Source organism: Mucilaginibacter panaciglaebae, from assembly GCF_039539265.1.
In the GTDB taxonomy this organism is placed as follows: domain Bacteria; phylum Bacteroidota; class Bacteroidia; order Sphingobacteriales; family Sphingobacteriaceae; genus Mucilaginibacter; species Mucilaginibacter panaciglaebae.
Genome location: NZ_BAABCV010000001.1, coordinates 251861 through 267931, shown reverse-complemented (window position 1 = coordinate 267931; position 16071 = coordinate 251861). Strand labels below are relative to the sequence as shown.

Annotated in this window: 11 protein-coding genes; 2 read left to right on the top strand and 9 right to left on the bottom strand. The window is 43.5% G+C overall.

What is annotated here, in order from left to right; translation table 11 throughout:
- Positions 1-2: 2 nt before the first annotated feature.
- From hisB to ABD772_RS01150, 6 genes are all read right to left on the bottom strand, one after another.
- The gene (gene hisB / locus ABD772_RS01175) at positions 3-1145 is read right to left on the bottom strand and encodes a bifunctional histidinol-phosphatase/imidazoleglycerol-phosphate dehydratase HisB (RefSeq protein ID WP_345100508.1); all 1143 of its coding nucleotides are present in this window, start codon (positions 1143-1145) and stop codon (positions 3-5) included.
- A complete protein-coding gene (hisC, locus tag ABD772_RS01170; RefSeq protein ID WP_345100506.1) occupies positions 1142-2188 on the bottom strand; it encodes a histidinol-phosphate transaminase in 1047 nt (348 codons plus the stop codon). Before hisC ends, hisB begins: the two co-directional genes overlap by 4 nt.
- Positions 2189-2365: 177 nt before the next feature.
- Positions 2366-3652 (bottom strand): histidinol dehydrogenase, encoded by a 1287-nt coding sequence (hisD, locus tag ABD772_RS01165; RefSeq protein WP_345100505.1) that lies wholly within the window; start codon positions 3650-3652, stop codon positions 2366-2368.
- An 88-nt stretch (positions 3653-3740) separates the two neighbouring features.
- Positions 3741-4592, bottom strand: coding sequence for an ATP phosphoribosyltransferase (gene hisG, locus ABD772_RS01160; RefSeq protein WP_345100504.1), 852 nt, complete (start codon positions 4590-4592; stop codon positions 3741-3743).
- 224 nt (positions 4593-4816) lie between these two features.
- Positions 4817-6334, bottom strand: coding sequence for a hypothetical protein (locus ABD772_RS01155; RefSeq protein ID WP_345100502.1), 1518 nt, complete (start codon positions 6332-6334; stop codon positions 4817-4819).
- A gap of 89 nt (positions 6335-6423) precedes the next feature.
- A complete protein-coding gene (locus ABD772_RS01150; protein ID WP_345100500.1) occupies positions 6424-6915 on the bottom strand; it encodes a D-glycero-alpha-D-manno-heptose-1,7-bisphosphate 7-phosphatase in 492 nt (163 codons plus the stop codon).
- Between the two features lie 494 nt (positions 6916-7409).
- Here ABD772_RS01150 and gltB point away from each other — a divergent pair, with 494 nt between their 5' ends.
- Entirely contained in the window at positions 7410-11933 is a 4524-nt protein-coding gene (gene gltB / locus ABD772_RS01145; RefSeq protein ID WP_345100498.1) for a glutamate synthase large subunit, read from the top strand.
- Positions 11934-11938: 5 nt separating this feature from the next.
- On the top strand, positions 11939-13423 hold the full coding sequence (locus tag ABD772_RS01140; RefSeq protein WP_345100496.1) for a glutamate synthase subunit beta: 1485 nt from the start codon (positions 11939-11941) through the stop codon (positions 13421-13423).
- Positions 13424-13550: 127 nt separating this feature from the next.
- On the opposite strand, the gene ABD772_RS01135 is transcribed toward ABD772_RS01140, so the two are convergent.
- The 3 genes from ABD772_RS01135 to ABD772_RS01125 form a co-directional block, all read right to left on the bottom strand.
- Positions 13551-14210: a YdeI/OmpD-associated family protein gene (locus tag ABD772_RS01135; RefSeq protein WP_345100494.1), complete on the bottom strand. Its 660-nt coding sequence runs from the start codon at positions 14208-14210 to the stop codon at positions 13551-13553.
- Between the two features lie 69 nt (positions 14211-14279).
- A complete protein-coding gene (locus ABD772_RS01130) occupies positions 14280-14816 on the bottom strand; it encodes an RNA methyltransferase (protein ID WP_345100492.1) in 537 nt (178 codons plus the stop codon).
- A gap of 85 nt (positions 14817-14901) precedes the next feature.
- Positions 14902-16071, bottom strand: a complete 1170-nt coding sequence (locus ABD772_RS01125; RefSeq protein ID WP_345100490.1) for a galactokinase — start codon at positions 16069-16071, stop codon at positions 14902-14904.

The following is a 16071-nucleotide window of genomic DNA, read 5'->3' as shown; positions in this document are numbered from 1 at the left end:
GTTTATAGTAAACCTTTAGTACTCGGTAATACCATTTTATTAACATCACGCTTAACGGCCATTTTTATTGCTTTTGCAAAAGCTTTAAATATAGCTTCAATTTTGTGATGTTCGTTTTGTCCTTCTGCTTTAACGTTCAGATTGGCTTTTGCAGCATCGCTAAATGATTTGAAAAAGTGATAAAACATTTCCGTAGGCACATCGCCCACTTTTTCGCGTTTAAAATCCGCGTCCCAAACCAGCCAGTTACGTCCGCCAAAATCGATAGCTACCTGTGCCAGGCAATCGTCCATTGGCAAGCAAAACCCATAACGCTCAATGCCTTTTTTATTACCTAAAGCAGCAGCAAATACCTCGCCCAAAGCAATGCCTGTATCCTCGATAGTGTGATGCTCGTCGATGTGCAGATCACCTTTAGTGGTTATTTCCAAATCAACACTGCCGTGACGCGCAATCTGGTCCAACATGTGGTCAAAGAAATGCAAACCGGTTGATATTTTGGCTTCGCCTGTGCCATCGAGGTTTATTTTTACGTAGATGTCAGTCTCTTTAGTGGTGCGCTTACCTTCAAAAACGCGCTCGCCCAGTTTTAGGAACTCGTAAATCTTTTTCCAGTCGGTTGTTTCTAAGGCGATGGTTTCGCTCAAATCTTCATTGCCGGTAAACTCAGCACCACCAAGGTTGCTGTGGTTATTTAACCAGATAGCTTTAGCCCCCAGATTTTTAGCGAGCACCACATCGTTGCGACGGTCGCCAATAACAAACGAGCCTTTGAGATCGTATTTTTCAGCATCGAAATATTCAGTCAGCAACGCCGTGCCGGGTTTGCGTGTAGGGGCATTGTCTTTAGCAAAGGTGCGGTCAATAACGATGTTGGAGAATTTTACGCCTTCGTTCTCAAAAGTCTTTAAGATGAAATTGTGTACGGGCCAAAAAGTATCTTCAGGATATGAAGCGGTACCCAGACCGTCCTGATTGGTCACCATAACCAGTTCATAAGCCAGTTCGGTAGCAATTTTTGACATGTATTCAATAGCACCGGGATAAAACTCCAGCTTTTCAAACGAGTCTATCTGCTCATCAAGGGGCTCCTTGATCAGGGTGCCGTCCCGGTCAACAAAAAGTATTTTCTGGCTATTGCTCATTTGAATTGCTTTAAGGTGTCAATCAATATTTCGTTTTCGGCTGGTGTGCCAACGGTAATGCGTAAACTACCCTCACAAAGATCAATTTTTGAACGGTCGCGTACAATGATTCCTTTTTTTACAAGGAAGTTATAAACGCCTTTTGGGTCGGTAGTTTTAACCAGGATAAAATTGGCATCGCTCGGATAAATATCCAGTACAAAATCCAGATCTTTCAGTTTCAAAACTAGCTTATCACGTTGGGCTAAGGTTTCTTTTATCCATTCATTCACCTGATCTACATTAGCCAAAGCTTTTATTGCTAATTGTTGCGATGCTTCGTTAATGTTGTAAGGTGGTTTTACCTTATTCATCACTTCGATAATCTCCTCGCTGGCAAAAGCCATACCGATACGTAAACCGGCCAGGCCCCAGGCTTTCGACAGGGTTTGCAACACTACCAGGTTTGAATACTCGGTCAACTCCTGTATAAATGTTTTTTGGCGACTAAAATTAATATAAGCTTCATCAACCACTACCAAACCGTCAAAATTGGCTAGCAGGGTTTCGATATCATCGCGGTTAATAGAATTGCCGGTTGGATTATTAGGCGAGCAGATAAAGATCATTTTGGTATGCTCGTCAATAGCTTCTGATATGCCTTCCAAATTCAGTTGATAGTCGGTTGTAAGCGATACCTTTTTGGCTTTCACGTCATTAATGTTGGCCGATACCTCATACATGCCATACGTTGGCGGCACCAGTATCACATTATCAACGCCCGGATTACAAAAGCTGCGGAACAGAATATCAATAGCTTCGTCGCTACCATTACCTAAAAAAATGTTGCGTGCCGGTACACCTTTGATCTCGCTTAAACGCATCTTGACGTTGTATTGTAAAGGATCAGGATAGCGGTTGTATTGATCTTCCAGCGGCGAGCCGAACGCATTTTCATTAGCGTCCAGGAACACGCTGGCCTCGCCCTGAAACTCATCGCGTGCCGAGGAGTAGGGGGTAAGGTTTTTTATATTTTCTCTGAGTATGTTATTGATGTTGAACATTTGTCTACTAATTAATTTCCACCCGTCTCGGCTTTGCCAATTCATAGTTTTAGAGATTGCTGCGCTATCGCTCGAAATGACGTGGTCAATACTTTTGTCATGCTGAGATACGAAGCATCTGTCAACTTCGCCAACCGGTATGCAGATCCTTCGCTATCTGCCCGGATGACAAAAAGGTTATCCCTTCAGCCTTAAACTAACCGCATTTTTATGCGCGTGCAAGCCTTCCAGGTCTGCCAGTATCTCTACATGCGGACCGATGTTTTTTATGCCCTCAGGAGTGATAAACTGAAACGTTACTTTCTTTACAAATGAATCTACCGATACCCCTGAATAAGCCCTTGCATATGAACTTGTTGGCAGCGTATGATTAGTTCCCGATGCGTAATCGCCGGCACTTTCAGGGGTTAAATTCCCCAAAAATACTGAGCCTGCGTTAATAATCTCAGGTGCTATATGCTCCCAATCTTTAACCGCTAATATCAAGTGTTCAGGCGCATAAGCGTTGCTAAACTCCATTGCTTCGTAAATTGATTTGGTAATAACTACATAAGAGTTAGCCAATGCCTGGCGTACAATCTCGGCGCGTGGTAATACTTCAGTTTGCTTTTCAACTTCGGCTAATGCAGCATCTGCAATATGTGCTGATGTTGTTACCAAAATTGCCTGGCTGTCAATACCATGCTCGGTCTGTGCTAATAAATCGGCAGCAATAAATTCAGGGCGCGAGGTTTCATCAGCAATAACCAATACTTCTGATGGGCCGGCAGGCATATCAATAGCTGTAGTTGTGGTCGACTGGATAATGGTTTTAGCCTTGGTTACAAACTGGTTGCCCGGGCCAAAGATCTTGTCAACCTTGCTAATAGTCGGTGTGCCATAAGCCATAGCTGCTATAGCTTGCGCACCGCCAACCATATAAATCTTATCAATCCCTAAAATCAAGGCTACATAAGCAATAAATGCATTTACCTTACCGTTTTTCTGCGGCGGCGAACATACCACAATTTCATGGCAGCCTGCAATTCGTGCGGGTATGCCCAACATTAGGAATGTGCTCGGTAAAACTGCCGTGCCACCCGGAATATATAAACCTACCTTTTCGATGGGTCGTAACTCGCGCCAGCAGGTTACGCCGGGCATGGTGTCTACCTTATCCTCGGCCTTTAATTGGGTTTGATGGAATTTATAGATGTTAGCGTAAGCCGTATCTAAAGCCTTTTTTTGCTCTGTTGTAATTACAGCGGCAATCTCTTCCAGCTCAGCTTTGCCCAGGTACAGCTTATCAAGCGTCACCTTGTCAAATTTATCGGCATAGTCAAACAAAGCGCGGTCGCCGTGCTGCTGTACATTGCTCAGCACTTCTTCAACTATGGTACGGATCTCATTAGCCGGGTCAACATTGCGTTGAACCAGTTTAGCTATTGAGTCTTTATTCAGATCGGAATAATTGTAAACTTTCATAAACCCCCCAACCCCCTGAAGGGGGAGTGTTTTAATGTTTTAAAATATAACCCGAACCTATTTATTCCCCCTTCAGGGGGTAGGGGGGTTAAAGTATTATTTTCTCAATTGGCATTACAACAATGCCTTGTGCGCCGGCTTGCTTAAGCTGGCTTATACGGTCCCAGAAATCGCGCTCCGGGATTACGGTATGTACCGCAACCCAACCTTCTTCGGCCAGTGGTAATACCGACGGACTTTTTACACCTGGTAATAGCGTCAATACATTTTGCAGGTTAGTTTTCTCGACATTTAGTACCACATATTTCGTTTCTTTAGCGCGCAGAACCGACTGTATACGCTGGATCAATTCCTGTACCAAATCGTTGTTCTCGCTGCCCTTTGAGCCAATTAAAATTGCTTCAGAAGCCATTACATCAGCAAAAGATTTTAAGCCGTTGCTTTTCAGTGTGCCGCCGGTTGATACCAGGTCGCATATTGCATCGCTCAGGCCCAGGCCAGGAGAGATCTCTACCGAACCTGAAATGGTGCGGATATCGGCGTGTATATTTTGTTTTTGCAGAAATTTACCAAGGATAACCGGATAGGTGGTAGCTATTGAACGACCTTCCAGATCGCCCAATTCTTTGATGTCGCTATTATTGGTAATGGCAATTTTTAACGAGCATTTACCAAAGCCTAAACGTTGCAGGTAGCTTACGGTAACTTCGGTTTCCTCGATCACGTTTTCGCCTACAATACCCAGATCGGCAATGCCGTCTTGAACGTATTCAGGAATATCATCATCGCGCAAAAAAAGTATTTCCAACGGAAAATTAGAAACAGGCGATATTAGTGAGCTTTTGTAATTTTCAAAATTAAGGCCGCAATTTTTTAATAATTCAACGGACTTTTCGTTGAGCCGACCCGATTTCTGGATCGCTATTTTAAGTGTTTTCACAAAAAGGTTTGTTTAAGAAACTATAATAAAAATTATAAACCGGGGTTGTTATTTCGCGTAGAAACATACATTATCTAATCATCACCAAGTGGTGATGGTGCAAATGAAGATGATGTAAGTTATTTAATCCCATTTTTATATAGTATAACTATAGATAAGCGATGCAAATATAGGCAGTTGTTTGGAAAATCAAAATAAATAGTCAAACGTTAAATAGTATACGCCTATTGATTTATTTTTTTGCCGGAATATTCATAAACAGCCCCATCCGGAAATTTACACAGCAAAGTAAGCTGCTCTTCTCTTTGAATATCATCAATATTCAGCAGTTCTTTACCATTATCAAAAACTTTGAACCATATATAATAATAGTGCTTCTCTTTAAAAAAATCCTCAATAGGTTTTTTAAAGAAATGATGCGGCACCAACTTTGCCGACATACCGGTAAAGAAATAAACTGCATCATTGGCATTACTATAAATAGGGACCCCCTCCTTAAATATATGTTTATGAACACGTAAATACTTTATAAAGTCAGATGTATTCCAACTGTCGTCAGAATAGCCTGGGATGCCGTAATCCAACTCAGAATCATAACGATCCAGATCTACCTGTAAGGTAAAGTATTCAAAAGCCAGCATTGCGACAATAGCTACCCCGGATAATACATATTTCGATTTTCCTTTCACCTTTTGCAAAACATCAGGTACCCAACTGGTACATGATATTAATAAAGGTATAAACATCGGCGACAGTAAACGGCTGTTCAATTGTTCAAAGCGCGAAAAAGTAGCTATCAAAATAATGAACAGCCCGTATACTATCGTATAAGCTATAATAATATTCTCGTAGCTGTTGATCTTGCCTTTAATAGCCTTGCATATCAGAATCCCAGTTAACGATAGCAGAACTATAGCTGTTATGGCTATAGCATAATGATAGGCAAAATTACCGAGCGCACCCCAGTCGCTCAATACGGTGCCGGCATAGTACATATTCTCGCCTAATGGCGTAATAGATGGTTCGCGGGTGCCGGTGCTTAAGCCGGCGTCTAATCTGTTAAATACCAGGTTAACCAACAGAAGCGATATTGACAGAAGACCAAACAAACAGATATGCCTGATCTTTTTGGGTGTAGTTAGTTTATTATCCAGCAATAACATTAAGCCGCCGGTGCCTATAAGGGTAATACCGGCGTAGCGGGTAACGCAGGCTAAAGCTGCAACCAAAGCAATAATGAGTAACCTGCCGGTGGTTTGTTTTTGCAGATAGTGATGATAGTTAAGAATAAACAGCATCACCAGCAAAATAAACAACGTCTCTGACCATAAAAAGCTGTAGATCTGCAATAGAGCAGGGCTTAATATGATGGCAACCAGAATCAACCATTTATATATTCTTGACCGGGTGATGAACTTGGCGAGCATCCAACCGGTGATCAATATTACTAAGGCAAACAGACACGCGTTAATTATACCACCGGCTGTAAACGGATCAACCCGGCAAATAAATTGTATGAGCGCCAGGAATGCCGGATAAAACACCGGAAAGAAAACCAGCGGTGTCCCATTAAACGTCATAAGCGACCAGTGGGCTTGTATATTGGTGGCCGTACTGGCATACATGATCGAGTCGGGAGAGATGCCTACCCCACTATAGCTGGTAAACAGCCGAATAGCGTAAAAGCCAATGGCGGCGGCAATTACTGTATCCAGATGTTTCAGGTAGCGGCTTGCTTGCATGTTTTATATTTTTTGTCATTGCGAGGAACGAAGCAATCGCGAACTGTGCATCGGTTGCTTTTCTCTTTGCAATGACAATTGTGGTTGTACTACTCAATCAAATCCAGCACGCTACTAATCGGCTGGTCACTATCAATCAAAATCCCCTTAACGCCTGCGGCAGTACCAGCCTCCACATCCCGCTCGCGGTCGCCGATGAAGTATGATTTCGCCGGGTCAAGATTGTATTTTTCAATACCTTGTAACAATAGACCCGGTTTTGGTTTACGGCAATCACAGTCGCCGGTAAAATTGGGATGATGCGGGCAATAAAAAAAGTCTGTTATCTCTACACCATGTTCGTGGTAAGTATCCTTAAGCATTTTGTGCATTTTGCTCAATTCATCTTCAGTATACCAACCCTTAGCCAGGCCGCCCTGATTGGTTGCCACCAACAGTAAGTAACCCTTGTCCTGTAAAGTTTTTAAGGCCTCAAAATTATCAAGGATAAAAAAGTCTTCCACACGGCACACATAGTCGCCCATTTCACGATTTAAAACGCCATCGCGATCTAAAAAAACAGCTTTATTTTTTGCAGACATCAATTGTAAATTTGCGGCTAAATTACAAAATGAAATTTTAACGGTTTCGCGCGCGTTTCCCGGGGGATGCAAAGCAAACGGTTAGAGATTATATTTTAGTAACCATCTGTTAATATTAAGGATGATAAGGCAACAAACTTTGCTTCGTTAGGACAGTAATCTACAGATGTTATGATTGATTAATTTGACTATAGTTGAAATTAAATTGCGTTAAAAACATCGTGTGCCTAATTACATTTTGTTATAAAACATCAACTAAAATGGTATTTCATATGTCGTAACATCGAACTTATAATCATAAATGTATATGATATAGGTCATTCATTTTATGATATTTTAACATAAAATGCTATATTTTTATTAAATATAAAATAATTGCGCCTATTATCTATCACTTTTTACTATAATCCCAAAAATTAATAATTATATCGCAAAAAAAGTTTAGATTTTGTAATTTCGTGGTTACAACATTTTTATAACGCGTTTGTATAGCGATGGATCAGAACGAAAGCACACGACAGGGTCTTTACAGGCCGGAATTTGAACACGACTCTTGCGGAACAGGTTTTATAACCAATATTGATGGTCATAAAACCTACCAGATAATTGATGATGCCTTGACCATGTTAGAGAACATGGAGCACCGCGGCGCCTGTGGGTGCGACCCGGATTCGGGTGATGGTGCGGGTATATTGATTCAGATACCACATGAGTTTTTTATGGAGGAATGCTCTAACCTGGAGATCAGCCTGCCTGAACCCGGAGAGTATGGTGTGGGTATGATTTTCCTACCCAAAGAGTCTCCGCTTAAAAAAGCTTGCCGTATGGCAATTGATAATGCCATCGAAAAATTGGGGCTGCAGAAGCTGGGTTATCGTAAACTGGTGGTTAATAACACTGTCATTGGTGAAACTGCACGCAGCGCTGAACCAGATGTTGAGCAATTATTTATCGCCCGTCCGTATAATATCACTAACGACGAAGATTTTGAACGTAAGTTATACGTATTAAGGCGGTATATTAATAAAACTGTTACCGAAACCATTCCTGGTGCACGCAAGGACTTTTATTTCCCGTCATTATCTTGCAAAACCATTATTTATAAAGGCCAGTTAACTACTTACCAATTACGCCAATACTATACCGATCTGAATGACCCACGTATGGCTTCTGGATTGGCGGTGGTTCACTCACGTTTCTCTACCAATACTTTCCCTTCCTGGAAACTGGCCCAGCCGTTCCGCATGATTGCGCATAACGGTGAGATCAACACACTTACCGGTAATTTGAACTGGTTTTACTCAGGCTTGAAATCGTACGCATCGGCTTACTTCACTGCCGAGGAGATGGAGATGTTACTGCCGGTTGTTGATAACAACCAGTCAGACTCTGCATGTTTGGACAATATTATTGAAGTATTACAACATACCGGCCGTTCATTACCGCACGTAATGATGATGCTGATTCCTGAAGCATGGGACGGCAACGAGCAAATGGACCCAATTAAAAAAGCGTTCTATGAGTTCCACGCTACTTTAATGGAGCCGTGGGATGGTCCGGCTGCTATCAGCTTTACCGATGGTAAATTGGTAGGGGCGGTATTAGACAGAAATGGTTTGCGACCACTGCGTTACACTGTTACTAATGATGGCCGCGTTATAGCAGCTTCTGAAACCGGTGTACTGAAAATAGACGAAAAAACCGTTGTTAGTAAAGGCCGTTTACAGCCGGGTAAAATGTTGTTGATCGATACCGAGCATGGTGTGATCATAACCGACGAAGAAATTAAACAACAAATAGCTTCGCGCCAGCCTTACGACCGCTGGTTAGAGAACTACAAAATAAAACTGGAAGACCTGGCGGAGCCTCGTCTGGCTTTTGCTAACCTGAGTGCCGATTCAGTTTTTCGTTATCAGCAGGTATTTGGCTATAGCCGGGAGGATATCGATACCATTATAAAGCCAATGGCTTTAGATGGTAAAGAGCCTATCGGTTCAATGGGTACTGACGTGCCTTTGGCTATCCTGTCAGATAAACCGCAACATTTATCAAGTTACTTTAAGCAATTCTTTGCTCAGGTTACCAACCCGCCAATCGACCCAATTCGTGAGCGTTTGGTGATGAGCCTTGCCACCTTTATTGGTAACAACGGGAATTTGCTGGACGAAGATAAAATGCATTGCCATTGCGTGACGCTTAAACATCCTATCCTTAAAAATCATCAGTTAGAAAAACTGCGCAGTATTGATACAGGCATGTTCCATGCTAAAACGCTGCAAACTTATTTTAATGCAGACGGTAACCCTGGCTCATTACAAAAAGGTATCGAGCGTGTTTGCCGCTATGCGGAAGATGCTGTTGCAGATGGATTTGAGGTATTGATCCTGTCTGACCGTGCGGTTGACTCGGAGCATGCGCCTATCCCATCGCTGTTGGCGGTGTCTGCCGTACATCATCACCTGATAAAAAAAGGATTACGTGGCGCAGTGGGTATCGTAGTTGAAACCGGCGATGTTTGGGAAGTACACCATTTTGCTTGTTTATTGGCATTTGGTGCGACTGCTGTTAACCCATACCTGGCTCAGGCTACTATAGAGAACCTAAAAGACAGTGGCGCATTAGACACAACGCTGGATAAAAAGCAACTGTTAAAGAACTATGTAAAATCTGTTAATGATGGTTTGTTGAAGATATTCTCAAAAATGGGTATCTCAACCTTGCAGTCATACCACGGGTCGCAGGTGTTTGAGATCCTTGGCTTGAACAAGGACGTAGTAAACAAATATTTCTGCGGTGCGGTAACCCGCATAGGCGGTTTAGGTTTGGATGAAATTGCACGCGAATCGCTTTGTAAACACAGAATAGGTTTTGGTGTAAAGAACGAAAGTCGCCTATTACCTGAGGGCGGTATCTACCAATGGAAACGCCGTGGCGAAGAGCATTTATTTAACCCAACCACCGTACACCTATTACAACACGCTACCCGTAGCAACGATTATAACGTTTATAAGAACTACGCTAAAGCTATCAACGAGCAAAGCGAGAAACATTTTACCATTCGTGGCTTGTTAGATTTTGCCCATCACCGCGAGTCGATATCTATCGATGAGGTTGAACCCGCAGAAAGCATTATGAAACGTTTTGCTACCGGTGCAATGTCATTCGGCTCTATCTCGCACGAGGCTCACAGCACTTTGGCTATTGCCATGAACCGCATTGGCGGCCGCAGCAATACCGGCGAGGGTGGTGAGGACGAAATGCGCTACGAACCGCTGCCAAATGGCGACTCAATGCGTTCGTCAATCAAGCAAGTGGCATCAGGCCGTTTCGGGGTGACTTCAAACTACCTGACCAATGCCGACGAGCTGCAAATTAAGATGGCGCAAGGTGCAAAACCGGGTGAGGGTGGACAGCTTCCGGGCCATAAAGTTGACGACTGGATTGCTAAAACCCGCCACTCAACTCCGGGTGTAGGTTTGATTTCTCCGCCGCCGCACCACGATATTTATTCAATCGAAGATTTGGCTCAGCTGATATTCGACCTTAAAAACGCTAACCGCCAGGCGCGTATAAACGTTAAGCTGGTATCAAAAGCCGGTGTAGGTACAATTGCTGCAGGTGTAGCTAAAGCCCACGCCGATGTGATACTGATTGCCGGATATGATGGTGGTACAGGTGCATCGCCGATAAGCTCAATTAAACATGCAGGCTTACCGTGGGAACTTGGCTTAGCCGAAGCACACCAGACATTGGTACGCAACAAACTGCGCAGCCGTGTGGTACTGCAAACAGATGGTCAGCTAAAAACCGGCCGCGATCTGGCTATTGCTGCCCTAATGGGTGCCGAGGAATGGGGTGTAGCTACTGCAGCCCTGGTTGCAGGTGGTTGTATCATGATGCGTAAATGTCATTTAAATACCTGCCCGGTAGGGGTGGCTACGCAAGATCCTGAATTAAGAAAACTGTTCTCAGGTAAACCAGAGCACATTGTTAATCTATTCAAATTCCTGGCCGAAGAGCTTCGTGAGATCATGGCCGAATTAGGTTTCCGTACTGTTAATGAGATGGTGGGCCGCGTCCAATTCCTGAAAGTAAAAGACGGTTTGAAAAGCTGGAAGGCTAAAAAAGTTGATCTTTCAGGTATCCTTCACCCGGTAAACAACCCAAAAGACATGACGCTGTACAATAGCGAGCAGCAAGATCATGGCATGGCTGATATCATCGACTGGAAGTTATGGGAAGACGCAAAACCTGCATTGGCTGATAAAACCCCGGTATTTGGTACTTACGATGTGAAAAACACCGACCGTACTATTGGTGCGCTGTTGTCAAACGAAATATCAAAAATTTATGGCTCTGCCGGATTGCCGGACAATACCATCAACTACAAATTCAAAGGCTCTGCCGGACAAAGTTTTGGTGCATTTGCAACCAAAGGTGTTTCTTTCGAATTGGAGGGTGAGGCTAATGACTACGTAGGTAAAGGCTTATCGGGCGCGCAGCTGGCTATCTATCCGTCAGCCGACGCTACCTTTGTGCCTGAAGATAATATCATCATCGGTAACGTTGCGCTGTATGGCGCTACAGCCGGCGAGTTATTCATCAACGGTATGGCCGGCGAGCGCTTCGCGGTACGTAACTCGGGTGCTACTACGGTTGTTGAAGGTATTGGCGACCACGGTTGCGAGTACATGACCGGAGGCTGCGCACTGATCCTGGGAAAAACCGGACGTAACTTTGCGGCAGGTATGAGTGGCGGCATTGCCTGGATATATGATGTGGATGGTACTTTTGCCGAAAACTGCAACAAAGAGATGGTTGACCTTGATCCGCTTACAGATAAGGACGAAGAGCACATTCTTACCTTGTTACGTAAACATGTAAGCTTAACCGGCAGTAAACTGGCTCAAAACATCGTTAAGGAATGGAGTGTGGCATCAGCCAAATTCATCAAGGTATTCCCGAGAGAGTATAAAAAAGTATTAGAAAAATTAGAATATCAAACTATCAGCAAATAATATCGATGGGAAAAGTAACAGGATTTCAGGAGTATGACAGGAAAATGCCTGAAAAATTATCGCCTGCAGAACGTGTAAAAAACTATAACGAATTTGAGAGTTTATATTCAGACGAAGAGTTAAATAAACAATCGGCACGCTGCATGAATTGCGGCATACCATTCTGTCACTCGGGCTGCCCGCTGGGTAACGTAATCCCGGAGTTTAATGACGCGGTATACAATAAGAAGTGGGAAGATGCTTACCAGATATTGGCATCAACTAATAATTTCCCTGAATTTACCGGTCGTATCTGCCCGGCACCGTGCGAATCGGCCTGCGTATTAGGTATCAACAAGCCTGCGGTAGCCATTGAGGAAATTGAAAAACACATCATTGAGATAGCTTATCAGAAAAACCTGGTTAAACCAACAGCACCACTAGTAAAAACCGGTAAGCAGGTTGCTGTAGTTGGTTCAGGTCCTGCAGGTTTGGCTGCAGCTGCACAACTGGCTAAAGCCGGCCATGATGTAACTGTTTTTGAACGCGATGATAAAATTGGCGGCCTGCTTCGCTACGGCATTCCTGACTTTAAGTTAGAGAAATGGGTGATCGACCGCCGTTTAGAAGTTATGGCGAAAGATGGCGTGGTATTTAAAACCAACACCGAGGTAGGTAAAGATATTGCTGCTGATGAATTGGTACGTAACCACGATGCGGTAGTATTGACCGGAGGCTCTACCATTCCGCGCGATTTGCAGATACCGGGCCGTGAGCTAAAAGGTATCTATTTTGCCATGGACTTCCTAAAACAACAAAACAAACGGGTAGGTAATTCGCCTGTTGCTGCTGAAGATATTTTAGCTACGGGTAAGGATGTAGTGGTTATTGGGGGTGGCGACACCGGCTCTGACTGCGTAGGTACATCAAACCGTCAGGGTGCTAAATCCATCAAACAGTTTGAGGTAATGTTTCAACCACCCGAACAGCGTACACAGCACATGCCCTGGCCAACTTACCCGATGCTGTTAAAAACTACCACCTCGCATGAGGAAGGTGTTGAGCGTTTCTGGGGTATTAATACCAAAGAATTTATTGGTGATGAGAATGGCGAATTAAAAGCGCTGCGTATTTCTGAGGTTAGCTGGGAAACCGATTTCTTAGGCCGCCCGGTTAAGTTTGCTGAGGTTGAAGGGTCTGAACGCGAAATCCCTTGTCAAAGAGTATTCCTGGCAATGGGCTTCCTTTACCCCCAATATGCCGGCATGCTTGAAAGCCTTGGCGTTGAGCTTGACGGACGCAAAAATGTTAACGCCAAAGAAGGTGTTTTCCGCACCAATGTAAGCAAAGTATTTACAGCCGGCGATATGCGTCGCGGACAGTCACTGGTGGTTTGGGCCATTTCTGAAGGCCGCGAATGTGCCCGCAAAGTTGATGAATTCCTAATGGGTCACTCAGATTTGGAAAGTAAAGATTCCATCAATCAATTTGATCAGGTATTTACTGCGTAAGCCCCTAAAGAGGGAATAAGAATAAAAAATCCCTTCTTGTGATAAACATGAAGGGATTTTTTTATTACGGAATTTATTAAAGCCATCAATTGCTTTGTTCCTCACAATGCCGTAATTTTTATAGTCTTCACTTCTCTGTTGGGTTTTTCTTGCCCGCATTCAACTTCTCCACCATCTTCACCAATCTTTCCCGCTGTGTCTTTTCTTGTTTGGCAGATAATATCCAAAGTACATATTCCTTTTTGTTGCTGTAGGATAGGCTTTGATAAAAGTCCATGGCAGCAGTTTCTTTTTCGAGTGTGTCAGATACAACAGGAGGAAGTTTTACCTGTTTTTTGTCGACGTCTATAAATTCGCTGTATTCATTGTTACGGATGCTGTCATTACGTCCCTCAGAATGCTTAACTAGTGTTTCAGGGCGAAAGCGCAGGCCGGTCCACAAGTTATTAATAGCTGCCGAGGCCACGGGCCTTAGGCCGTAAGGTTTAACAACATCCCAACTGCTCATCATTTCCAGATCGGTAAAAACTCCTTTATTCTTTTTGGGGTAGATAACCCACAGTATAGCATCGTGCTTAATAGAAGGCATTACAACTTTCAGGCATTCAGTTAGCTCAGCGCTATCTTTTACAAATAACTGCGCACCGTCAAAAATGCCTTCGGGTTTAAATACTAGTTCTATGCCACCAGGTAGTGGCTCCAATTGGCTCAAATAAGTATCAGGACTATTAAATAGCAGCCAGCGGGTGCCGGGTTTCATCTGTAGCTTTTTTGCGAGTGGGCTCATTGTAGTTCATGTTTAATGGTTCATAGATCATAGTATGATCGGTTATGGCTATGTACCATGAACTATTACCTATGAACTAATAGCCAATTTAGCAAAGAAATCCCACAACACAATACCTGCCGATACCACAATATTAAATGAGTGCTTGGTGCCAAACTGCGGTATCTCAATACAGGTATCAATGATCTGCATTGCTTCGTCGCTCACGCCGTTAACTTCGTTGCCGAAGATCAGCGCGTATTTAGCGTTTTTTTCAGGCGTAAATTCGTTGAGCATCACGCTGTTTTCAGCCTGCTCAATGGCGATGATCTGATAACCGTCGGCCCGTAGTTTTTTGATTGCCTCAACCACATCTTCGTGATAACTCCAATTAATAGATGCCGTAGCGCCCAACGCAGTCTTCTCAATCTCGCGGTGTGGGGGCTGTGCGGTTATCCCACACAAAATTAGCTGTTCAACCGCAAAACCGTCCGACGTACGAAATATTGAACCAATGTTGTGCATGCTGCGTACACTGTCCAATACCACAGCAACAGGCAGTTTATCCTGTGCCTTAAATTCTGATACCGTGGCGCGGTTAAGCTCGTTTAATTTTAATTTACGCAATGGTGGTGATTAGTTGACAGGTGAGTGATTGATTGGGTTATAGATTTACGAAGTTTCAAAGCTTGTAAGTCTGATACGCTATTGATTATGCTTCACTGCTCACCAATAAAGTGCCCACGCCGTCGCCAATCAATGATTGGTAAACAGACGGAGCATAGCCAATTTTATCGGTATAATAAGCCTCTAATTCTTTGCTGAAAGTACCAAATGCATCCTGATGTACCAGCGCGATAGCACAGCCACCGAACCCTGCGCCGGTCATGCGGGCTCCCGCTACCTGCGGATTCGTTTTAGCATATTCAACTACAGCGTCCAATTCTTTGCCGCTTACCTCATACAGTGCGCGTAGCGAGTCGTGCGAGGCGTACATCAGCTTGCCGAATTCGGAAAGGTTGTTAGCTGCTAAAGCATCGGCAGCAAGCCTAACACGATCGTTTTCTTCAACCACGTGTTGTGCGCGTTTGCGTACAACTTCGTCGGTTATCAGGTTTTTATGTTTGTCGAAAGTAGCGGCATTTATAGCACATAAATACTCCAGGCCTAACTCTTTATTTAAATCTTTAAGTGCAGTCTGGCATTCTTCAACACGTTCGTTATATTTTGATTCAACCAGTTTGCGCGATTTGTTGGTGTTGATAATGGCTAATACATATTTACCCAGGTTACTCGGTACGATATCATATTCTAAAGTATCGCAGTTTAATACAATAGCTTTGTCTTTCTCGCCAAAGGCTACGGCAAACTGGTCCATAATACCACAGTTTAAGCCCATAAAGTTATTTTCTACCGATTTAGCAATCTTTACCAATTCCAATTTATCATAACCCGCGTTGAATAATTCATTAAGGGCATAGGCAGTCACCACTTCTATTGAAGCAGACGAGGATAAACCTGCACCGATTGGAATATCGCCAAAGAACAGCATATCAAGACCAGTGATTTTATGGCCGTCTTTCGTGAAATGTTCAATTACACCCAGCGGGAAGTTAAACCAGCCATCGTTGTCTTTCTTATAGCTGTCCTGCACGTTTACTTCCGGATTTTCATCAAAATTTAAGCTCTTGAAACGAAACACGTTATCCTGGTTAGGGCTGATGAGCAGATAAGTGCCGAATGTGATAGCGCAAGGCATTACCAGGCCGCCATTGTAGTCGATATGTTCACCAATAAGATTTACCCTGCCCGGAGAAAAGTAGGCGTGTTGGGCTTCTTTATGATATATTTCGTTAAATTTTTGTTGAAGTTGATGTTTCAT